The sequence below is a fragment of the Streptomyces antioxidans genome, from assembly GCF_000968685.2.
GTDB lineage: Bacteria > Actinomycetota > Actinomycetes > Streptomycetales > Streptomycetaceae > Streptomyces > Streptomyces antioxidans.
Map to the genome: position 1 here is coordinate 84,491 of NZ_LAKD02000024.1, position 19,743 is coordinate 104,233.

Consider the following 19,743-nt stretch of genomic DNA (forward strand, 5'->3'; position numbering starts at 1 on the left):
GCATGGGATCTGAACAGACACTGGTCCGTCTCGCCGAGACCGGGCAGGGAGTGCTGATGCTGCGCCGCCCGGTCCGGGCGCCGTCATCGGGCGTGGTGCTCGTGCATGCGCCGGGGGAGAATCGAACAGGGAACAATTACTTCCTTAGCAACGCGGCCACGCAGATGGCCGAACAGGGCATCGCGGCGGTCAGTTTCCACCTGTCCGGCTTCGGCGACAGTCTGGGGCACAAAGACGCCGGGATCTGGGGAGAGCAGGTAGCGGCGGCCGGTGCCTGGCTGGCCACCGAGGTCTCCGGTCGACCCGTGCACTTCATGGCTCGGGGCGCAGGGGCAGCCATACTGCCGGAGCAAGCCGGACTAGGGCAGCGGGTGGCGATCAGCCCTCCGACCCCCCAGGAGGTTCGGGCGCTGGCGGCGACTTCCCGCCAAGAGATCGTCACCGGCGTGCACCCGTGCCCGCCGGAAGCGGCCGCACTGTGGTCGGCACTAGGAGCCGAACCCAACCTCGTCGGTGGCTTGGAGCTGCCGGAGAAGGTTCTGGTCGACCTGGCCGCGCGGCTCGAGTTGCCGCACTGGGACCACGAGGTCGTTCCGAAGGGCCGGGACGCGCAGGTGCGCTCGCGCATCCTGCTGCCCGCCGACGACCTCCTCGTCCGCATGCAGACCACTCGCCTCGGCCTGACCCTGACCCTGATCGAATTCTTCCGGAGCTGGTCGTGAGCGGATTCCTCGCCGTGTGCGGACTGCCCGGCGCGGGCAAGAGCTCGCTCGCCGAATCGCTGCGCCTGGCCCTCTCCGCGACAGGCGCGGCATGCCAGGTCGTAGCGCCGCTACAGGCCAATTCGGAGCTGGTGCGTCGCATCAGCCGCCTCCCCAGTCCGACGGACATGGCGTGGCCGGAGCGCGAACGATGGATGAGCGACTACTTCACGCTGCGCCTTCTGGAGGCGACCGAACTGGAGATCGTGCCGGGGCTGCGTGAACGCCGCTGGGTGATCACGGATCGCTGGCTCCCTGACCAGATCGTCAACCAGGCGTTCTTTGGGGTTGAGCCGGTCACCAGGCAGCCAGCGGTGGGTCGTCTGCCGCAGCCCGTCTTGACGATGGTGCTGGACGTACCGGTCGAGACCGCCCTGCGGCGGAACGAGAACCGTTCCCGGGCTGCGGGTCCGTTCGCGCTGAGCCGGGACTTCCTGGAACACGCGCGAGAGGCGTACCGGAAGATGGCTGCGGCCGATACCACGATGCTGCTGTTGGACGCGGGTGTCCCCGTGCACCGCAACGTCGAGCTGATCCTGCGACATCTTGAAATGAGCTGATGAAACGCATTGAGCAAATAGTGCCCGTGCCGGGTGGGCACTGCTTCGTGGTAATCGATGAGCCCGACACTGCGCCAGAAGCGCTCGTCGCCTGTGGACACGGGCTCACCGGCGACCGCTGCGGTCCTGCGGAGATCCTCAGCCACTGGGCCCGGGAGCTGGCCGCGTCCGGGATCGCCGTCGTGCGCATGGACTTCCGCGGCTCCGGAGATTCCTCCGGTGTATGGGCCGAGACCACGTTTGACGGGATGATCTCGGACTACCTGGCGGTCGTCCAGTGGGCGAAGCGGGACCGTGCTGGCACGCCGTTGGTGCACGCCGGGTTGAGCACGGGCGGGGTCATCGCGGCGATGGCCGCTGCCCAGCGGTCCGACGTCACCGGGCTGCTGCTGATGTCCACGGACTTCTGGGAGGAACCCGACCCCAGGCCGTTCATCGAGGTGGTCAGGGATGGGGAGTTTCACGAGCCGTTGATGATGCCGCCGGAACGTGATGCGCTGCGCGCCCGAGAAGTGCTGGCGGCCCTGAGCTGCCCCAAGCGCCTGATTTACGGCGACCGGGACGAGTTCCTGCTGGCCGAGCTGGAGCGCTTGCTCGCATGCGGCGTCGAGGCGGTGCCGGTCCCGAACACCAGCCACCTGTTTGAGGGGGCTGCCGAGCGCCGCACCCTTCTGGACCACACCCGGAGCTTCGTGAAGGAGTTGCCCCACCAATGACGGCCTTGTCTCTCTGCCTGATCGTCAAGGACGAACAGGACTATCTGGAACGCTGCGTGGAAAGCGCCCGAGCTGCAGTTGACGAGGTGGTCATCGTCGACACGGGGTCGTCCGACGCCACCCCGCAAATCGCCCGCAGCCTGGCCGACTTATATGCCGAGTTCCCGTTCCAAGGCGACTTCTCTCAGGCCCGCAACGAGGCGCTGCGCCGGGCTTCGGGTGATTGGGTGCTCTTCCTCGACGCCGACGAGGAACTGCCAGCCGCGTCAGCGTGGGCTATGCCCGGCCTGCTGGCGGGGGCATCGCAGGACGTCGGCGGTATGACCTTGGCGCGCTACAACTTCTTCCGCAACGCGGGATTCTACGTCACTCCCGAACTAAAGCTGCACCGGCGCCATCCCGAAGTGCGCTACGAACGGGCGATCAACGAGTCGCTCTGGGGGGCCATCGGCCGCACGGGCACCAAGGTCGTGGGGTCCGGGTTGATCTTGAACCACTTCGGACACTGCCGGAGTCTGGCGTCCCGAGAGGAGAAGGCCGCGCGTTACCTCGCCACCTTCGAGGCCGAGACGTTCCGGGACCCGTCCGACCCGTTCTTTCCGGCCTTCCGGGCTCTGATCCTGCGGACGCTCGGGCGGTTCGACGAGGCCTGGAACCTCGCTGAGCAGGCACGGGTCCTCGACCCGAAGTCGCCGCTGATCAACATGTTCTACGGGCACGTGGTCCGAGCGCTCGGCGACCCTGAGCGGACCCTGGCCGCCTACGAGCACGCCCTGTCGCTGGCGTCCGAAGACCCTGCCCTCCTGAACATGACGGGTGTGGCTCTGATCGAAGCTGGCCGGCCGGAAGAGGCAGTCGAATTCTTCACCGCAGCCGGCCGGATTGATCCGTCGTTCGTCCACACCCGGATCAATCTGGGTCTGGTGGCGCAGGCCCAGGAGCGCTGGGCGGAAGCGGCCGATCTGTTCACCTCGGCGATGGCGGCCAATCCGGCGTTCGGGCATTACGACTGGAACGCCCACCTGGAGATCGACTACTTCCGCGCGACGCACTTCGAAACGCCGTTCGGCTACCACGGCCTCGGCTACCACCTCGCTTATGCCCGTATGCGCGCCGACCAGTTGGGAGTGTGACCGTGGCGGTCGCAGTGACCGTACTGCACAGGCACTGGCCTGACGCTCCCGCCGACGGGGTGCGGATCGGCGATGTGCTGATGTGCGATGTGGACTACCCCCGGCACGCCGGTATCCGCCGTTACTTCTGGCTGCTCACTTACGGCGTCCAGCTGGTCTACGAGCCGTTCGGCTGGGCCCACGACTGGTACGTGGACATCGTCTCGTTCCAGCGTGGGCGGATTGACGGCATCGAGTCGATCACGGTGCACGACCGCGAGCTGGACGTCGTGGTGGAAGGGCACGGCCCGACCTATCGGCTGATCGATATGGACGAACTGGCCGACGCACTCGAACGCGGCAAGCTGACACCAGCCGAAGCCGCCCGCGCGCTGCGGGACGCACAGGGCTTCCTGGAAGCGTTCCTGCACCGCGGTGCGCCGTTCCCCCCACCCCAGCTGGAGCAGTGGTTCGACGCCGGGCACGACTACCCGGCGCTGCCCGACGTGAGGCCCCGGAGCCGACCGTGCTGATATCGGTGACCGGCATCGACGGCAGTGGCAAGTCCACCCTGGTCCGAGGACTCACCGAGGCGCTGACCTCCCAGGGGCACGAGGTGGTTGTGGTGCGGCCCATGCACCACGACGCACAGCTGCTGCGCATGTTTGCGGGCGCACGGCGGCTCGCGCCGGACGACACCGCGTGGGCGCAGCAGGTAGAGGGCTTCATCGGCCTGCACACGTGCTGGGTGATGGCTGCAAAGACGTGCGACATCGTGCTGCCCGCGCTGGAGCGAGGGGCGGTCGTCGTGTCCGACCGCTGGGTAGCCGACCACGTCGCCAGCCAGGGATGGTTCGGAGTGACGCTGGATCCGGCGGCCGCACCGCTCGACCGCCTTCCCGCGCCCGATGTCGAGATCTTCGTCGACGTCACCGCCGCGATTGCCCAGCGACGCATCGACGCGCGGGACCCCGAAGGTTCGGTCGGGAGCGGGCCGGAGTTCCTCACCTATTTCCGGGAGCGGCTCCTCGACTGGTACGGCGACCGTCCTCACCTGCGGCTCGACGGCTCCGAGCCGCCGCAGACCGTCCTGACATGGGCGCTCTCAACCCTCAACGGAAGGCTTAGCCGATGAGTTTGCCCGCGGTGTCGTTACGCCCCTACCTGACGATGGTGGCGGCGTACTCGTTCGGGTTCGGCCTGTACAGCACGGCCAATATCGTCTTCCTCACTAAGATCGTCGGGTTGGATTCCGCCGTTGTGAGCGTCGGCCTGGGCGTCGGCGCGCTCAGCGGGCTGCTTGTCGCGGTCCCGGTCGGGCGGCTGTCCGACCGGATCGGACACCGGCGCGTGCTGCTGATTCTGCGCCTCGCACAGGCGCTGCTGTTCGCCTGCTACCCGTTCATCAGCGGTTCCACGATGTTCCTCACGGTCGCGATCGTGCTGGGCGCGGTGCTGGCCGCCGGTATGCCGGTGACCCGCGCGGTGCTGTCGGAGTTCGTCGTGCCGGACGAGCGGGTCAAAGCCCAGGCGAAGTCGCGAACCATGTTCAACGTCGGCGTCAGCTTGGGATCGGCGGCGGGCGGATTGGGCATCGCAGTGGGCACCCGGACCGCGTTCGTCGTCCTCCTCCTCTCCGGGGCGCTGGCCAGCGTACTGGCCGCCTACCTGGTAACGAGGCTGCCGCGAAGCGGGCACGGAGCGCCGGTCGTCCGTGCGGGCGCGATCCAGCCGAGCGCCCTACGCGCGCCGGGCTTCCTGGCGATCACAGCGATATCCGGTGTTCTCGCGCTCAACGCCGCCATCGCCACCGTTGCGTTGCCGCTTCTCGTCGTGGAAACGGAGAAGGTACCCGACTGGACGGTCGCGGTCTTCACCCTGCTTAACACGATCCTCGTCATCGTCTTCCAGGTACCCGCCGCACGGGGTGCCGAGGACGTCCGGGGTGCCGCGCGGGCCAGCCGCCTCGGCGGATTGTCGGTCGTCGCCTGTTGCGCGTTCCTGATGGCCTTCCACAACGGGCTGTCCCTGCCGGTCGCGTTCGGACTGCTGTTCGGCGCCCTTCTGACGATCACGGCCGCCGAACTGTTCTGCTCCGCCGGTTCGTGGGGGGTGTCGCACGCACTCGCCCCGGACGAGAGGCAGGGCGACTATTTCGCCACGTTCGGGCTGGGGTTCGGTGCCGCGCAGGTGGTCGGCCCGCCTTTGATGGCGCTCGTGGTCGAGGCGGGCCGACCCGGTTGGATCGGCCTCGCCACGGTCTTCCTCATCGCCGCCCTGGCCTATCCAGCGGTGGCCCGTTTCGCCGAGCGCCTCACGCGTATCGGTAGCTCGCAGCCAGCTCTGCATGGAACGCCTCGATGACCGGCAGTAGTGCGGCGTGGTCGGGCACTGTGCCGTAGACCAGTGCCACTTGGGTCGAGGTGCCGTTGCGCCAGCTGACGTCCTTGCCGGGCTGGCCCCGCACGTCCACGCGGCGGACGCCGGCGAGCGCCCGGACAGCATCGATTCCTGGCAGGCCCGCCAGCGAGACGGCGTCGACGGGCGGCTGAGCCCTCAGCAGGTACGTCACCTCGCTGGTGTCCGGCATGGGGTCCGGGGTAAGGCCGACTGCGGTCTGCAGCGTGGCCCGGGCAACGTCCCAGCCGGTCTGTCCATCGGAGAACATCCAGTACAGATGTCCGCCCAACCGCCCGTTGACCTCGATGATGCGCGGGCCGTCGGCGGTGAGCTTGATCTCGGTGTGGGTGCTTCCGTGAGTGACTCCAAGGGCCCGCAGGGCGCGCGTGGTCAAGTCGAGCACCGCGGCTTGGGCCTCGGCGTCCAGCGTGGCGGGGAAAAACTGCCCGGTCTCGCGGAAGGGATAGGTCAGAGGCGTCTTCCCGCAGACGAGCAGGTGCTGTACGACGCCGTCGATGACCGACGACTCGACGGAGACGTAGTCGCCCCACTGAGGCCCGGCGACGGACGGCTCGCCGCGTAACATCGTCTCGACCGTGTAGCCGGACGACAGGTCGGTCCCGGCGACCGCCTGGGCCACGTCGTCCTGCGTGTGCAGCCGGAACGTATTCCGCCCTGCAGTCCCCTGTCGCGGTTTGAGCACCGCGGGCAGACCGACCGTCTCGATGGCATCCACGACCTCCGCAGCCGAACGGACCGGTACCGACACCGTGTCCTCGACGCCGGACTCGCGCAGCTGCTGTCGCTGGGCGGTCTTGTCGCGGATCCACCGCGCGGTGTCGGGCGAGTGGTACCGCAGGCCCAGCATCTGTGCCAGTTCGGCGGTCCGCAGCACCTCGCTATCACTGAACGTGGTGATCGCATCGAGCTGCCACACATCCAGGGCGTTCGCCTGCCCATCGAGGTCTAGTCCTGTGATGTCGCAGACGGTGCCGGAGGCGGCGATCTCGCCCATTCTGGCCCGGACGATGTCCACGGCCTTGTCGACGACGAAGACCACCTCGCACAGCCCTTCGGCGGCGGGGCCGATCTGCATCGGACCTGCGGAGCCGGTGTTGTAGACGACGGCGAGGCGGGGCAGCGGCGACGCGGGGGTGCTCATGCGGCTCTCCTCCATCGCGCCAGCGCCGCGACGAACACGTCATGCAGCGCGTCCAGGTCCTCCGCATGGGCGAGGCACACGTATGACGGATGCCCTTGCAGCGCGAGCACCCCAGACGCCGCAAGATGCTGGGTCAGCAGGCCCCGCCGGGCGCCGTCGGCCACCAGGCTGGGGGTGAACCGGAAGTCCCAGAGCGAACCGCCGAAGACCGTGGCCGCACCGACCTCTTCGGCGGTACCCGCTTCCGCGGAAGCGGAGTTCACGAGTTCGACTAGGCGGCTGCCGATGCGGCGTAGCGCGGCGTAGCCGTCCCGCTCCCGCATAACGGCGCTGGTGACCTGGGCGGCGTAGACCGAGACGAGGTCCTTGCTGAAAGTGCCGCTGATCCGAGTGACGTCGAAGTCGTCGGCCATCCCGTCGTGACCGAGTAGCAGGCTCAAGGCGACACCGTTGGCGATCGCCTTGCCCATCACGATGTAGTCCGCGCTGGCGTGGAACTCCGTCAGCGCGCCGATCGGCGCCACTCGGCCCGCCGTCTTGGTCTCGTCGAGGACCACCAGGGTGCCCGCCTCGGTGGCCAGATCGAGGGCCTGTTTGAGCCAGCCGTCGTCCCGCAGGGCCAGCTGATAAGCATCGACGATCAGACAGGCGAACCGCCCCGATACGAGCTGCGCCGCCAGCGTGGACGGTTCCAGATCGGTCCAGTCCCATGGCTCCTCGTCACCGGTCACCCCGGCGCAGCCCGGCGGGGAGCGGAACTCCTCGCGGCTGGGGCTGCCCATCGGTTCGTGCCAGCGGGGGGAGTGAGCGATCAGCGCATCGTGCCACCCGGTGTATCCGCAGCGGATGATGCCGGGACGGCCGGTGCGGAACCGCGCGAGGCGAACCGCGGCGCTGACGGCGTCGGACGAGTGCTTGAAGTAGCCGACGCACCCGAACGGAGTCGGGGCGTTCTTCAGGACCTCGGCGGCGAGTTCGTCGTGGCCCCGGGCGTACCCGGGGAAAATCGCGCCGTTGCCGAGCCGCTCGGCGAAGCGCGTGTTCCACTCTGGATCGGCGTGTCCGATCACCACAGGTCCGAGCCCGCAGATGAAGTCCGCGTAGGTGCGCCCACAGGCGTCGGTGATCCGGCCGCCCCGACCTCCGGCCCATTCGATCTCGGTCCCGTCCATCCCGTACAAGCGGGTCAGGCTGGTGCTCGCGACGAGCCGCTGTGTCGTCATAGTCTTCGTCATCGTGCCGCGTTCTTGACGAATTGGCCTGGTACAACGCCCTGGTTCTCAAGCCCGGTGTACCAGCTGCCGCGCAGGTGGCGTCGTCCGACGGTGTCGTCGGTGCCGCGTGCCGCCGCGTGCCACAGGTAACAGTCGTGCAGCAGCACGTCGCCACGCCGGCAGTAGAGAGCGACTTCTCCTGGTATGTGCTCGAACGCGGACGGCATCGCGAGGGGCGGGGGCTGATCGGTACGGCCGCCCGTGTCCTGCCAGCTCTCCGGCTTCTGCTCGACCGGAGGAGCCGGCGTGGCCCACAGATGGCTGCCCGGCAGGACGCGTAGGAAGCCGTTGGCCGGACCGGTGGCGTCGAGGTGGATGGTGATTGCGGTGGAGGGCCAGCGGGTGAGGTGCGGGCCGCCCTGCCAGTCGCTGTGCCAGCCGATCCGGCTGTAACCGCTGTTGCTGTCCGAGCGGGCGTCCTGGAAGACCACCCCGAACAGACCGCCTTCAAGAAGCCAGTTGGACCCGATGAGGTCATTGACGAGTTGGCCGATATCGGGCTGATGGAAGGCCTCACGGACCTGTTGGACCACCTCGCTGACGTGGAGCACGTAGTGGACGGTTGGTGCGGCCGATCCGTCGGTCGGATCGAAGTTATCGCGGGACCTGTGCCGTCCGCCTAACCGGCCCGCAGCGACGTCGGCCTGCGCCTGGCTGCACGCAACGTCGAGCTGGTCGATGTACTCGTCGGGCCACAAGCCGCGGATTACCGCGAACCCGTGCGCCAGGTAGTAGTCCTTAACGTGGTCCATTTCCGCGGGGCCGAAGACCCCCACCTCGACGTCTAGTGATCCGTACGATGTCATCGTTGCTCCTGCGTGAATGTTGATGGGGACCACATGATGTTGTTGGCGCTCAGCGGGAAGTCCGCGTCAGGGAAGGACGCCGTGGCGGCAGGAGTTCAAGGTGAGTTTTCCGAACTCCGGTGGGCCGCACTCACCTTCGGTGAGGCGATCAAGGATGAGGGCCGACACGTGGTGTCGGCTGTTGCTGCCGGACGGGACGAGGCAGCGGCGGTCGACGCGATTGTCACCGATCTCGGTGTCAGCAGCGACGAGGCGGCTACCATCGTCGATCTGCTGTGGACGAGCGTGCGCGATGGCGAGTTGACCACCGAACTGTGCCATCCGCTGGTGCGTCCGGCCTTGCAGCGCTGGGGGCAGTGGCGGGTGCGAGCCGATGCCGGGTACTGGTTGGACCGTGCGGCGCAGCGGCTTGCGGGCTTGCGGCGTGCTGGGTGCAGCGTGGTGTTGACCGACGTGCGCATGCCGTGGGAAGCCGACTGGGCGCGGCAGGAGGGGTTCCTGCTGGTGCGCCTGGACATCCCGGACGAGATCAGGCGTAGCCGGGCCACGTCTCGCGACGGTTCCATGCTCACTCCTGACGTTGAACGAAATGCGACTGAGACGGCGTTGGACGATTACGCTGGGTTCGATCTGCGGCTCGACAACTCTGGTGCCATGGAGCCGGTGTTGGTGGCGATTGGTGCGGCGCTGGCGGAGAGGTGGCCTCGGTCGTCCAGGATGGACACCTCCCACTCCTGACGGTGCTCCAGCAGCGTCAGGCCGCCCGGGGCGAACTCGTCAGTCATCCAAAAATCCTCCAGCGGTCTGCCGGTCACGACCAACCAAAGGGCCTTGAGTACGAGGCTGTGCGTAACGAGCAGGACGCACTCACCGGCATGCACCTGGGAGATTCGCGCTAGGCACTTAGCGGCCCGCCGGTACAGATCGTGGAAGGACTCGCCACCGGCCGTCGCCTCAAACTCGAGTGGCGCGGACCAGAACCGGTCGTGCGCCTCGGGCCAGCGCTCGGCGACATCGGCGAAGCTCAGCCCCTGCCACTGCCCGAGATCCATCTCCTCCAGGCCTGGAAGCTCGCTGACGGTGAGCCCACGTGGCTCAGCGATCAGTCGCGCAGTGCTCAACGCCCGGCCGCTGGCGCTGGAGTAGATGGCCATCAGCGGCTCTTCATTCAGCCGCACGCCGAGGAGACGGCTCTGTTCCCGGCCGAGGTCAGTTAGGTTCGATTCCTGGTGGCCTTGCAGGAGCGCTTTGGCGTTCCACTCCGTCTGGCCGTGCCGGGTGGCGAACACCTGGGTAGTTGACCTCATCTAGTCTTCCTGATCATCGATACTGACTCGACCCGCCAGCCCGCTCGGGTGAGGTTCTTGACGAGCTGGTTCGGATACACCCCGTTGGGCGTCACCACCGTTCCGCCCAGCAGGGACACCCCTTCACGTGAAAGTCGTGCCTCGACGAATGTACTGAGTACGCGGGACCAGCCCCTGCTGCGCTGGTCGTCGTTGGGGATCACCACATCGACCAGTTCGCCCGCGGAGCCGTCCAGCGATACCAAGGCGTGCGCGACTAGGACACCGGCGCATTCCACGACGTAGGAGCGCAGCGTCTGGGCAGACCAGCCGTCGTTCAACCAGTCGCTGACGAATTGGCTGACGCGTGAGGGCGGCACCGGGGCGTCGAGGGCCTGAGTGATCGCCCGGCTCACACAGTGCACGGCGAAGTGTTCTTCACCCGCTGCAAGTTGGCGGATGCAGGTTTCGGCGGGCAGGTCCGGTTCGGCGATGTCGGCGATGTCCTTGCGAATGCGCAGGATCTGGTCGACGAAGCCGCTGGCACGCAGGGCGTCGCCGAATGCTCCGCCGTGGTCGGACGGGCGTACTTCGACTCTGACCTGGCTGATGTCATGGGGCAGGGCGGCGAGAGCGGCCCTGAGTAGGTCCTGCCAGTGGACCGGGGGCCGGTCCGCGAGCTGAACAAACTGGCGTTCGCGGCGATCGGTCAACGGATGGACTCCGTCACGCCACAGCACGGCGTGGTCCACGGATGTTCCGATGACCCCGGCGTGCCCGTCGATGTGGGTGTCGTCGGGAGCCAGTGCTCGCAGTCGATCCAGGTCGGCCGGGGTGATATCACGGATGTTCATGCTCGTGGCGGAATGCTGTAGGTGATTTCGTACTCAAGGGCCACGGGCTGGCTGCGGGCGACGAGTCCGGACAGTCCCCGGTGCAGGGCGCTGCCACGGAGTCCGGGCAGACGGTCACAGGGGTCGGGGAAGCAGTAGACCGGTGCCCCGTGCCGCAGTGCGCGGCGGACCTGGGAGGGCGAGACGCAGTCGGTGTGAGAGGCCGGGACACCCGCGACACGGCCCGCGCGCCGGGGAATCCGGCTGCCGTGGGGCAGTCCTGTGAGCAGTTCGGCGATCGCGGGCATCAGATGCCCGTGTTCCTGCGACTCCGCCACGGCTTCGGCGAGCCGGGTGAGCCCGCGCCGCACGGGCTGACCCGCGAGGCGACGTGCCGCAGCAGTGACGTCCGGCCCGGCGGTGAGCAGGTGGGAGAGGTCCAGCAGGTCCCGAGCGATGACGGTGCGCCGCTCGTGCATCTCGACGGCGAAGATCGACAGTAGCGATGTCGCCGACGGTACGGGGATCGGTGCACCGGACACGGCGTACGACTCCCGCTGCTCCCAGTCGCTCTCCAGCATCGGGTAGTGGCGGAACGGCGTGATGCCCGGACCGGGGACAGTGATGTCGAGGTAGATCGGGTGGGGCATCTCGTCCGTGGGCTTCTGCAATGCTGCGGCCGCCCACCAACCCGTGGCCGAGCGGCGTGCGATCACTGGGCGGGTGACGTGGTAGCCCGCCGTCTTCAGGGCGGTCAGGACCTTCGCTAAATCACCGAGGTGGCGCACCCCTATGTCGAGGTCGCTGAACTGCCGCCGTTCGTCCGGATACCAGCGCTGCAGTGCGAAACCGCGGAGGAGCACGGCGTCTACGCCAGCGTCGCCGAGGGCCGTGCTGACCTCGACCGCCGAGGAGGCGAGAACCTTGGCGGAGGTTTCGTAGTAGGAGAGGTCACCGGCGGACTCGGCAGGGTCCAGCCACGTGGCAACCTGCGGCACTACCTTGTGCGCGCGGGCCTGTTCAGCAGCCGGTTTGGCTATGCCTCGCTGGATTTGGTCGGCGAGCATTGCTGCGGACACCGCTGGAGTCATATAACGCCCCCGCTTCTTGTTCAAACAGAAGAGAGAACGCCGACCAACTGCAGTCGGCCGGCGTTTTGTTCCTCACCAGTCCTACTTCTTCCCGGTCTTGACCGGAACGATCAGGTAGTCCCTCATGGTGCACCTCCCCCCGGAGTTGGCACATGAATGCGAACAGACAGTCGCGCGGACCAACCCTTGCTCGCTCTCCCACTGATCGTCAAGAGTCGCTCGGGATTGCTCCCGCCTCGGCCATCCATTTGCGAACAGTTCTGGCCGTTAGGGCGGTTGAGGAATGTGATTGCAAAGGGTCGGCCACGTCAGACACGGATATCACCTGTGCGCCGTAGTCAGAAAGATCGTTATCGGCCAGCCGAAAGCGCGGATCCCGACCGCCGTGGACACACAACACCGGAATGTTCAGTTCCGCGAGGCGATCACGCGGTGCCAGGCGCTCGCGGTCCCGAAATACCCTCGACGGGAGCAACTGTTCACCGCCGCGCACGCCGGCTAGCCCGGTCACGACGAAACGCACGCGCTGCACTAGGTCCGAGCCGATCAGCACCATGGCGGTCGGCGGGGTGTGGACAGCGGACAGCACCGTCGTAACACCGCCGATGCCGATGCCGATGAGGACATGCCGAGTGTCCTGTGGGTGCTGCCCGGCCACAGCGGCGCGGGCCCGGCACACCTGGGAGGTCATGGCTTCCCAAGGTTTCGGGGACCACTCGGCGCTGGCTCCGGCAAGTCCGCTGCCTTCCGCGTCGAACCCGTACGCGGCGATCCCTTCATCCCGCAACGCTCTGGCGAATACCGAACCCCGGCGATGCTTGCCGTGCCGGTCGAAAGTGAAGTCGGGGACAACGGTCGCCACGCCAAGTGGTGGGCCCTGTGGCATATGGCCCACGATGGAGAGTTCGCCGTCTAAGAGGTGCCGAGTCCGTCCGCTCATTTCGCAATCTCTATCATCGCGAAGGTGTCTGGAGTGGAGCGGTACCTTATTCCGGTCGCCAAGAGCGACCCGGTCCTGGTGACGCGGCCGGAAACGGTCCGTCATGTCGTCGCGTTCTTCCCCGCACCTACGGAGCCCCGCAGCGGGCGGTTCGGTGCCTTCGCCCAATGGGCCAAGCTGTGGGCCGGGCGCGGTGTCGCCAGTGTCGTATCCGACCTGCCGGGTGGTGACAGCACGGAAGAGGTGGAGCCCGTGCACTGGGCCCGCCAGGCTGCGGCGGTGGTCGAGCAGGCGCACCGGCTCGCTGACGGGAGACCAGTACACCTGCTAGCCCGCGGCGCCGCCACGGCCTTGCTGCCCGTCACGCACGAACCTGGTGTCCGGATCGGACTGTCGCCGCCCACCACGGAGGAGTGCCGACAAGCGCTGACTGCGCTGAGCGGTAACGGGCCGGCGGATGCGGACTCCTTGGCCTGTGCCATCGGCCTACGGGAGGCCGATCTGGACCTTGACCGCAGCGTTGCGCCTCTGCTGGACTGGGCAGCGGATCAACTCACTGAAGTGCGGTGGGACCTTGAACTCCACGCTGGCCACCGCGCACCACGTGCCGCCTCGGCCCTCGTCTTCTCGGACGTCGATCCCCTGGCTCGACTGGAGGTCACAAGAGTCGGGATCGGACACGTGTTGGCGGGGCTCTTCGATGAGCTCGCCGATACCGCCAATTGGGGTTGACAGCGGTCGGTGGCCAGACAGTCGCGACAGTCGTTGACGTACGCGGGTAGGGGGAGCATGTCCAGTTCCGGAACAGACGCCTACGCACACCTGACTGGCCTGCCTGATCTCGTGGTAGAGGCAGTCGAGCTCGCCAGGCGGCTGGACTTCCCGTCCTCGTGCCGTCCAGAACAGGGGCGCCTCCTACACGCTCTGGCTGCCGGTGCTCGAGGGAGCATCGGGGAAACGGGGACCGGCTGCGGGGTGGGTCTGGCCTGGATGACTGCGGGCCGTCGACCCGGCGTCCGGATCGTCAGTGTCGAGCGGGACGAACGGCGCGCCGAGGAGACTGCCAAGCTCTTCGCGGACACCCCCGACGTGGAGATCCTCTGCGGCGACTGGACCCGCATTTACGAACGCGGGCCGTTCGACTTGCTCGTCCCCGACGGCGGCGGCAACGGCAAGAAGACGTCCCCAGCGGACCCGGAGCGCCTGCTCCATCCGGCCGGCACGATCGTTGTTGACGACTTCACCCCCATGACGCAATGGCCACCGCTGCTCGACGGCCAGCCGGATGCCGCCCGCCTGGCTTGGCTTGAGCATCCCGGTCTGCTCTGCACAGAGGTTCGGCTAGCCCCGGACCTCTCAGCGCTCGTCGGCACGAGGCGGCCATGACCGTTGTCGCGCACCTCGACGTCGCCGCACAGGTAGCCGACTTCCTCGGCGGGTGGGGGAACACCCCTCGCGGCCTGTTCTCCGAATCTGGCGACGTGGCATCCAGCGACGCTTCGTCGACGGCGATCGGCGATGGCAAGGCCGAGCGGATCGTGCAGTCCCTTGGCTACATCCTCAGCCAGGGCGAGATCCGGAGCCCGCAAGGTGTGTCGGCTGGGATGTTCTCGCGGCGCTTGGCCCACATCCGCGTCGACTTCTCGGTGGCACCACCCGCCGATCACCGGGCTGCGATCATTGGTCACGAGGTCGCCCACGCCTTGGATCCTGGCCCCTACGACTTCGACCACCCTTGGGCCAAGACGGAAGAGGAGATCGTCCAGGCACAGCACGCGCAACTGGTGGCCTGTCTGAGTAGCCACGCGTTCACCCGAGGCGTTCTGGGGGTCAACCCCGGGCCGGGTCAGCTGGCCCTTGCCCGGTACGTACTACAGGTCCTGGAACACCTCGGTGCACGCGAGGATCTGCCCGGGCGCGGCATCGAACAGCGTGTGGAGTCAGTTGTCTGCCTGATGGCAGAGGCGATGACCGCACCCACCTGGGTGCGGAGCCCGGACCGTGAGATCGCGGTGGACCGGGGCGTCGGGGTCATGTGGCTCTCCGTCGGGGTGGCTGCCAGCGATGACGGTCCTCCGTCCGGGGTTGCCTCCGTCGCGACACGCCACTGCGCTCAGGCCCGCAGCCGGTATGCCGACGATCCGCGCTTCACCGCCGATCTCGACACTGCCCGGCCGGTCGCGTAGATGCTCAGAATGTTGTGTCACGTCAAGCCGGTCGAGGGAGTTCTTCGGGCATCGTTGCAGTATTTCGGCCAGAACGTTCGAGGATCTTGAAGAGCTCTCCGCAGATGGCTTGATTGAGACAGCGTTGCGCGTCGTGTGAGGATCTTTCCACGTTCGCCGCCTCGTACGAGACCGCCATCCGTACCTAATGCCTCGAGGAACGTTCCGTTGGGGCGGCCGATCAGCCGGTCTGGGTGGGGCAGCTGCGCAAGGTCATTAGAGGGCCGTCGAGGGTCGCCGTCATGGCGAAAGGGAAGCGGTTCGCTTCCAGGCACAGGGCGATGTCTTCGGCGTGGATGCCCTGGTAGCCGTGGCGAAGACCATCGGCAAGGTCTTCTGCGGCGGTCGAAGCGGCCGCGCGATGCAGGTAGGGGGCGGGATCGGCGTTCGGGTCCCTGGTGAGTTCGGCGATGTATTGGGCACATGCCAGGTCTTCATCGGCGAGACCGCCGTCACCGGTGATCACGAAGGTGGCCTCGGTGGTGTCCCGGTGGCGGAGGAGGCGGGCGGTCGCGGCGGCGACGGTGAAGCTGGCGCACATCAGGAGCGGGGCGTGCCGGGCGGCCTGGGCGCCGGTGGTGCCGTTGAGGGTCTTCTGTACCAGTGTGCGGCCGGATAGGTCGAGGGAACGCAGCTTGCCGGGTGAGTTCACGGTGTCGAAGCCGGGTGCGGGCGGGCCGTCCTTGAGCGCGACCCAGTCTGGGTGGCGGCTCTTCAGAGCGCGGGCTTGGTCGAGGGTCTCGGCGAGGACGATCCGGTCCGCTCCCTGGGCGAATGCCCAGGCCGCTGCGGTGAAGGCGCGCATTACGTCAACGACGACGACCGCCGTCGGGATCCGGGTCAACTCTGCGGTGCTGACGAAGTGGGCTTGCATCCGGAAATGATCGTCTATACAGAATGCGTAGGGAAAGGGGCTCACCTGCGGTGCGGAAGCTGCCGCTGGTGTACCAGCATGGGGCTGACCGAAGGGCCCGCACGCGCTGCTGGCGAACGCCCGACGAGAAGTCAGGGGTAGTCGGCTACGGCCATCAAATTGCCGCCACGACCAGGTTGGACGGACAGCTAGGGTGCCGTCATGACGAATGACGCCGATCTCCGCAGGCGCCGGGCTTCCTCCTTCGGCACCGCCGCCGCCACGTACACTGAGCACCGGCCCGGGTATCCGGAGGCCGCCGTGGCGTGGGCACTGGAGCCTGTGGCGGGGCGGGGCACATTGAACGTACTGGACCTGGGAGCCGGGACAGGGCTGCTGACACAGGACCTGCTGCGGGCCGGTGCTCGGGTGACGGCTGTTGAGCCGGACGAACAGATGCTGGCCGAGCTGCGGCGTCGGCTGCCGAAGGTCCCCACGTACGCGGGCAGCGCGGAGGAGATTCCGCTGCCGGACGGATCCGTGGACGCCGTGTTGGCGGGGCAGGCGTTCCACTGGTTCGACCAGGACCGGGCGCTGCCAGAGATCGCCCGGGTACTGCGGCCGGGCGGGGTGGTGGCCGGGCTGTGGAACACCTACGACGACCAAGCGGCGTGGGTCGTCGAGCTCGGGCGGCTCGCGCCCATCTACGTGGGACGCGAGGGAGAGCTGACGATGGTGGGTCATCCGGCGTACGAGCCGGTGGAGGCTGGGGAGTTCGCCCACGCTATGCCGCGCAGCGCAGAGTCCCTTACCGCGACCCTAGCCACGCACTCCAGTATCCTGGTGCTGCCTCAGGACGAACAGGAGCGGCTGCTGTCCGGTGTACGGGCTTATCTGGACAGCCACCCGGAGACCGGGGACGGCCGCACATTTGACTTCCCGCTCGTCACTGTCGCCGAACGCGCGGTCAGGCGCTGAACGCCGCGGCGGCCACCGGCCACGCCGGCGTGACCATGGCCGGGTGGGCCTGCCGCTGCCTATGAGGCACGGCGCACCGCGCATGCCGAGAGCGTCGTATCTCGCGGAGCGGCACCCTGTTGGACCAAGTCCATCAGTCGGCCAAATCTCCTCGGCACCCGCAGGTGATCATTGGAGCTGTGGCTGATCGAGGTAGGGGGTGCTCGCGCTGGTCTACGAGGCTCATGGAGCTTCAACCAACTCGAAGGTCAACGCCGACCGGCAGCGCCAACGACCTCCTACCTCCTGGTCATGTTCCGTCACCCCTCGGCATATGTGCCGTTGCTGAGAGTGCTCATATGGATAGTCTGGCAAGTCGGGGCAGGGCGAGCTGTCAGGGTGGGAGGCGTCGGCGGCGTGACATGGGGGAGCACTACCAGAATCTCGCCAGCACGTATGACGGCAACTGGGTCTGTAGTCCGGACTTCGTGTGGTGGATGTCCGGACAGATCGCCTCAACTCTGCGGCTGTCGGCAAACGACCGTATGGCCGACATCGGGTGCGGCTCGGGCCTGTTCGCCGGCGATGTAGCGGAGGCCCGACGCCCACACCACTCTGTGCTGTGCTTGGACCCTTCGGCGGCGATGCTCCCAATAGATCAGCTCCGCACGGCACGAACCACAACCTGTGCCGAGGATGACGAGGACGCTGTTGAAGAAGTGGCGACGGAAGTACAGGACCGTCGCGGCTGCGCAGATCCCGCACTGCAGAAGTCAGCGTAGTGGTACTGGTGTCCGATCAGGCGGCTGAAGATGCCTATGAATCGGACGGTGGCCCGTCCGTCCTGAGAGATTCGGTGGCGCTGTGCGCTGTCTGTCACCGTCCTGAGGGAGGAAACGGATAGTTCGCGGCTCCACGTCACCATGAGCTCTTCACGGGCGTGGGTGGCCGCGAAGAACACCAGGCAGCGGGCTCGCCGCTCCTCCTGCCGGTTCCGGTACTCGAGAAGGCACATCCTTCGTGTGCTCCCCGAGCTCGATTCACAGGTCTTGAGCACGGCTCGCAGCCGAGCTCAAGACCTGTCGACTGGCAGCGACAGGCCCGTTCTCGAGGCGTATGAACAAACTAGGGTAGCGATGCGAAATTTATGACTACAGCGCCTGGGCCGTCATCGTGGGGAAGAAGGACAATTGCTTCTGCTCCTCCCGCGGTTCCGGCTCCCCTGCGAACCCGGGGACTGCACCAGTGTCCGGGTCTGCGTCGCCGGCGGCATCAACCGAGGGGGTCTCATCCTCTTCGGCGCGAGTCGGCAGGACATACTCCTGCGCCAGGCCTGCAAGGTGTAGTGGCAGTGGCAGGCTCAGTGCGTCAGGCAGGTCCGGCGCCTCACGGAGCTGGTGGGCTGCGAGCGCCAGAGCCTCGGGTGAGTCATCGTCCCCAAGGTGGCAGCCGAGGACTGCGAGCTCCACGAGACCGGGGTTCCAAGCGGCCTTATCCGTATCGACGGTCAGCTTTCCCTTAGTGTTTATACGAGGGGCGAGCTTGTCGGCTGCCACCGACAGCTTGAACGTCCGTGCCTTCGGGGTTGTGGACCAGAAGACGCGGGCCGTATCCGGGGTGGCCGTAGGTCCGTCCACAGATGCGCTGCAAGGCCGTTAGCTCCGCCTGGGTTCACGCCCCACCACTGCGCCGTTTCCCGCCCGCGCGCCGTGCGGACCCAAACCAGACGTAGACCGTGGCCGAGGTGGTGGCCGCCTTCACCTCTCCCTACGACGACGGCAACCCGATCGCGGGAGGACGCGGACAGGTCGCTCGCTGCTACTCCTACACCATCACCCCCATGCGCGCCCTGGGTGCCTTGGTAGCGACGCGCTTGCTGAAGGCTTGCCCCCGCCAGGGGCAGACCTCAGAGAGCGGGAACTGGACACCGTCTACCGGAATGCTTTCAAGGTCAGGGCACAGTTGGTCAGCGATGCCGGTGGCGGAGAGTTGACGTCTAGCGAGATAGCACACGCCGTTGGCCCCCACGCTCTGGTCGAACGGCATCGGCGGAGTGTCAGTATCACCCAAAGGTTCACCAACACCTCGCTGGGCGACTCCCCTCATGTCGCGGCATGCCTGCGATTCGACGTAACCCTGGCCCCGGGCCGACCGGGGGTGCTGTCGTCCCACGACGTGTCGGAAGCAGCTTGCCCTCCGCCGCGCAGCCGCCAAGGCGATGGTCTCCATCTCGATCGTGACCGCGACCGTTGACCGGTGTGGCGGTCTGCGCCAGCCTTGCGTCACCCGTGGTTGGAGCCGCCCGAGAGCCGCTGCCATCGATATGGGCAAGGGCCTGGTGTCGGCACGGCCCCCGAGCTTCTCGTGGAAGAGCTTCACCCAGCTGCGGAACTGGTGAAGCAGCACGAGATCGACGCGGGCCATAGGCCACGTTCCCTAGATCTCGGCCCTGTCCTCGGACCCGGCCTGGCGCACCACGGTGGCCAGGTCCTTGATCGAGCGGACGACTTGGGCGATCTCATCTCCGCCGCGCCGTAGGAGGTGGCGGCGTGTCGTCGATGTCACGGCGCGCCGCCGACGGCTTGAACCCGGGGACTACGGCAGGAGCAGCTCGCCCCGCAAGACGGGCGTGTACGTATGGTGTGTGTCCGAGGGGGGACTTGACCCAAAACCCCAACCGATCATGTTGCGGGCTGACCTGGACCTTCATGGTGGAGAGCCACTGATCGCAGTGCCCCAAGTTCGCTGTGAAGATGCGAATCCCGGC

At 67.2% G+C, this 19,743-nt stretch carries 22 protein-coding genes; 11 read left to right on the forward strand and 11 right to left on the reverse strand.

Going from position 1 to position 19,743, the window contains the following annotated elements:
• Window positions 1-2 precede the first annotated feature (2 nt).
• The 7 genes from VT50_RS39265 to VT50_RS09990 are packed head-to-tail and all read left to right on the forward strand — an operon-like array spanning window position 3 to window position 5,513.
• On the forward strand, window positions 3-722 hold the full coding sequence (locus VT50_RS39265; RefSeq protein WP_046086679.1) for an alpha/beta hydrolase family protein: 720 nt from the start codon (window positions 3-5) through the stop codon (window positions 720-722).
• Window positions 719-1,321 carry a nucleoside/nucleotide kinase family protein gene (locus tag VT50_RS09965; protein ID WP_046086678.1) on the forward strand — a complete coding sequence of 201 codons (603 nt, stop codon included), beginning with the start codon at window positions 719-721 and terminating at the stop codon, window positions 1,319-1,321. The genes VT50_RS39265 and VT50_RS09965 overlap by 4 nt, the downstream gene beginning before the upstream one ends.
• Window positions 1,321-2,037 (forward strand): alpha/beta hydrolase, encoded by a 717-nt coding sequence (locus VT50_RS09970; protein WP_046086677.1) that lies wholly within the window; start codon window positions 1,321-1,323, stop codon window positions 2,035-2,037. The genes VT50_RS09965 and VT50_RS09970 overlap by 1 nt, the downstream gene beginning before the upstream one ends.
• The gene (locus tag VT50_RS09975) at window positions 2,034-3,170 is read left to right on the forward strand and encodes a glycosyltransferase (RefSeq protein ID WP_046086676.1); all 1,137 of its coding nucleotides are present in this window, start codon (window positions 2,034-2,036) and stop codon (window positions 3,168-3,170) included. The genes VT50_RS09970 and VT50_RS09975 overlap by 4 nt, the downstream gene beginning before the upstream one ends.
• A 2-nt stretch (window positions 3,171-3,172) precedes the next feature.
• Window positions 3,173-3,682 (forward strand): DUF402 domain-containing protein, encoded by a 510-nt coding sequence (locus VT50_RS09980; protein WP_046086675.1) that lies wholly within the window; start codon window positions 3,173-3,175, stop codon window positions 3,680-3,682.
• Complete coding sequence (locus VT50_RS09985; RefSeq protein ID WP_046086674.1) at window positions 3,676-4,284, forward strand: dTMP kinase; 609 nt, start codon at window positions 3,676-3,678, stop codon at window positions 4,282-4,284. Before VT50_RS09980 ends, VT50_RS09985 begins: the two co-directional genes overlap by 7 nt.
• Window positions 4,281-5,513 carry an MFS transporter gene (locus VT50_RS09990; RefSeq protein WP_046086673.1) on the forward strand — a complete coding sequence of 411 codons (1,233 nt, stop codon included), beginning with the start codon at window positions 4,281-4,283 and terminating at the stop codon, window positions 5,511-5,513. The genes VT50_RS09985 and VT50_RS09990 overlap by 4 nt, the downstream gene beginning before the upstream one ends.
• On the opposite strand, the gene VT50_RS09995 is transcribed toward VT50_RS09990, so the two are convergent.
• The 7 genes from VT50_RS09995 to VT50_RS10025 form a co-directional block, all read right to left on the reverse strand.
• A complete protein-coding gene (locus tag VT50_RS09995; RefSeq protein ID WP_053048591.1) occupies window positions 5,464-6,711 on the reverse strand; it encodes an ATP-grasp domain-containing protein in 1,248 nt (415 codons plus the stop codon). The genes VT50_RS09990 and VT50_RS09995 overlap by 50 nt on opposite strands.
• Window positions 6,708-7,946, reverse strand: coding sequence for an aminotransferase class III-fold pyridoxal phosphate-dependent enzyme (locus VT50_RS10000; RefSeq protein WP_078840737.1), 1,239 nt, complete (start codon window positions 7,944-7,946; stop codon window positions 6,708-6,710). The genes VT50_RS09995 and VT50_RS10000 overlap by 4 nt, the downstream gene beginning before the upstream one ends.
• Window positions 7,943-8,791 carry a phytanoyl-CoA dioxygenase family protein gene (locus tag VT50_RS10005; protein ID WP_046086671.1) on the reverse strand — a complete coding sequence of 283 codons (849 nt, stop codon included), beginning with the start codon at window positions 8,789-8,791 and terminating at the stop codon, window positions 7,943-7,945. The genes VT50_RS10000 and VT50_RS10005 overlap by 4 nt, the downstream gene beginning before the upstream one ends.
• Before the next feature lie 614 nt (window positions 8,792-9,405).
• Window positions 9,406-10,080: a histidine phosphatase family protein gene (locus tag VT50_RS10010; RefSeq protein WP_158083194.1), complete on the reverse strand. Its 675-nt coding sequence runs from the start codon at window positions 10,078-10,080 to the stop codon at window positions 9,406-9,408.
• A gap of 14 nt (window positions 10,081-10,094) precedes the next feature.
• Window positions 10,095-10,931, reverse strand: a complete 837-nt coding sequence (locus tag VT50_RS10015; protein WP_046086670.1) for a hypothetical protein — start codon at window positions 10,929-10,931, stop codon at window positions 10,095-10,097.
• Complete coding sequence (locus VT50_RS10020; RefSeq protein WP_158083195.1) at window positions 10,928-11,989, reverse strand: nucleotidyltransferase family protein; 1,062 nt, start codon at window positions 11,987-11,989, stop codon at window positions 10,928-10,930. The genes VT50_RS10015 and VT50_RS10020 overlap by 4 nt, the downstream gene beginning before the upstream one ends.
• Window positions 11,990-12,209: 220 nt before the next feature.
• Window positions 12,210-12,863, reverse strand: coding sequence for an alpha/beta hydrolase (locus tag VT50_RS10025; protein WP_158083196.1), 654 nt, complete (start codon window positions 12,861-12,863; stop codon window positions 12,210-12,212).
• 102 nt (window positions 12,864-12,965) lie between these two features.
• Between VT50_RS10025 and VT50_RS10030 the strand changes: the two genes are divergently transcribed.
• The 3 genes from VT50_RS10030 (at window position 12,966) to VT50_RS10040 (ending at window position 15,127) form a co-directional block, all read left to right on the forward strand.
• The gene (locus VT50_RS10030; RefSeq protein WP_158083197.1) at window positions 12,966-13,673 is read left to right on the forward strand and encodes a hypothetical protein; all 708 of its coding nucleotides are present in this window, start codon (window positions 12,966-12,968) and stop codon (window positions 13,671-13,673) included.
• Window positions 13,674-13,916: 243 nt separating this feature from the next.
• Window positions 13,917-14,327 carry an O-methyltransferase gene (locus tag VT50_RS10035; RefSeq protein ID WP_338058315.1) on the forward strand — a complete coding sequence of 137 codons (411 nt, stop codon included), beginning with the start codon at window positions 13,917-13,919 and terminating at the stop codon, window positions 14,325-14,327.
• A complete protein-coding gene (locus tag VT50_RS10040; protein WP_046086665.1) occupies window positions 14,324-15,127 on the forward strand; it encodes a hypothetical protein in 804 nt (267 codons plus the stop codon). Before VT50_RS10035 ends, VT50_RS10040 begins: the two co-directional genes overlap by 4 nt.
• Window positions 15,128-15,347: 220 nt before the next feature.
• On the opposite strand, the gene VT50_RS10045 is transcribed toward VT50_RS10040, so the two are convergent.
• Complete coding sequence (locus VT50_RS10045; RefSeq protein WP_046086664.1) at window positions 15,348-16,040, reverse strand: 2-phosphosulfolactate phosphatase; 693 nt, start codon at window positions 16,038-16,040, stop codon at window positions 15,348-15,350.
• Between the two features lie 201 nt (window positions 16,041-16,241).
• On the opposite strand from VT50_RS10045, the gene VT50_RS10050 reads away from it, so the two are divergent.
• The gene (locus tag VT50_RS10050; protein WP_046086663.1) at window positions 16,242-16,997 is read left to right on the forward strand and encodes a class I SAM-dependent methyltransferase; all 756 of its coding nucleotides are present in this window, start codon (window positions 16,242-16,244) and stop codon (window positions 16,995-16,997) included.
• A 1,130-nt stretch (window positions 16,998-18,127) separates the two neighbouring features.
• Here the strand turns inward: VT50_RS10050 and VT50_RS40345 are convergent.
• The 3 genes from VT50_RS40345 to VT50_RS40960 all read right to left on the reverse strand — a co-directional run bounded on the left by VT50_RS40345 (window position 18,128) and on the right by VT50_RS40960 (window position 19,541).
• Entirely contained in the window at window positions 18,128-18,532 is a 405-nt protein-coding gene (locus tag VT50_RS40345; protein ID WP_338058316.1) for an RNaseH domain-containing protein, read from the reverse strand.
• A complete protein-coding gene (locus VT50_RS41310) occupies window positions 18,502-18,879 on the reverse strand; it encodes an RNaseH domain-containing protein (RefSeq protein ID WP_420822185.1) in 378 nt (125 codons plus the stop codon). Before VT50_RS41310 ends, VT50_RS40345 begins: the two co-directional genes overlap by 31 nt.
• A gap of 533 nt (window positions 18,880-19,412) precedes the next feature.
• Window positions 19,413-19,541: a hypothetical protein gene (locus VT50_RS40960; protein ID WP_020867494.1), complete on the reverse strand. Its 129-nt coding sequence runs from the start codon at window positions 19,539-19,541 to the stop codon at window positions 19,413-19,415.
• Between the last annotated feature and the right edge of the window lie 202 nt (window positions 19,542-19,743).

Bases quoted from the DNA above. Each gene is read 5' to 3' on its own strand.
- VT50_RS39265 (WP_046086679.1), top strand. From the start codon at position 3: ATGGGATCTGAACAGACACTGGTCCGTCTCGCCGAGACCGGGCAGGGA.
- VT50_RS09970 (WP_046086677.1), top strand. From the start codon at position 1,321: ATGAAACGCATTGAGCAAATAGTGCCCGTGCCGGGTGGGCACTGCTTC.
- VT50_RS09975 (WP_046086676.1), top strand. From the start codon at position 2,034: ATGACGGCCTTGTCTCTCTGCCTGATCGTCAAGGACGAACAGGACTAT.
- VT50_RS09990 (WP_046086673.1), top strand. From the start codon at position 4,281: ATGAGTTTGCCCGCGGTGTCGTTACGCCCCTACCTGACGATGGTGGCG.
- VT50_RS09995 (WP_053048591.1), bottom strand. From the start codon at position 6,711: ATGAGCACCCCCGCGTCGCCGCTGCCCCGCCTCGCCGTCGTCTACAAC.
- VT50_RS10000 (WP_078840737.1), bottom strand. From the start codon at position 7,946: ATGACGAAGACTATGACGACACAGCGGCTCGTCGCGAGCACCAGCCTG.
- VT50_RS10005 (WP_046086671.1), bottom strand. From the start codon at position 8,791: ATGACATCGTACGGATCACTAGACGTCGAGGTGGGGGTCTTCGGCCCC.
- VT50_RS10015 (WP_046086670.1), bottom strand. From the start codon at position 10,931: ATGAACATCCGTGATATCACCCCGGCCGACCTGGATCGACTGCGAGCA.
- VT50_RS10040 (WP_046086665.1), top strand. From the start codon at position 14,324: ATGACCGTTGTCGCGCACCTCGACGTCGCCGCACAGGTAGCCGACTTC.
- VT50_RS10045 (WP_046086664.1), bottom strand. From the start codon at position 16,040: ATGCAAGCCCACTTCGTCAGCACCGCAGAGTTGACCCGGATCCCGACG.
- VT50_RS10050 (WP_046086663.1), top strand. From the start codon at position 16,242: ATGACGAATGACGCCGATCTCCGCAGGCGCCGGGCTTCCTCCTTCGGC.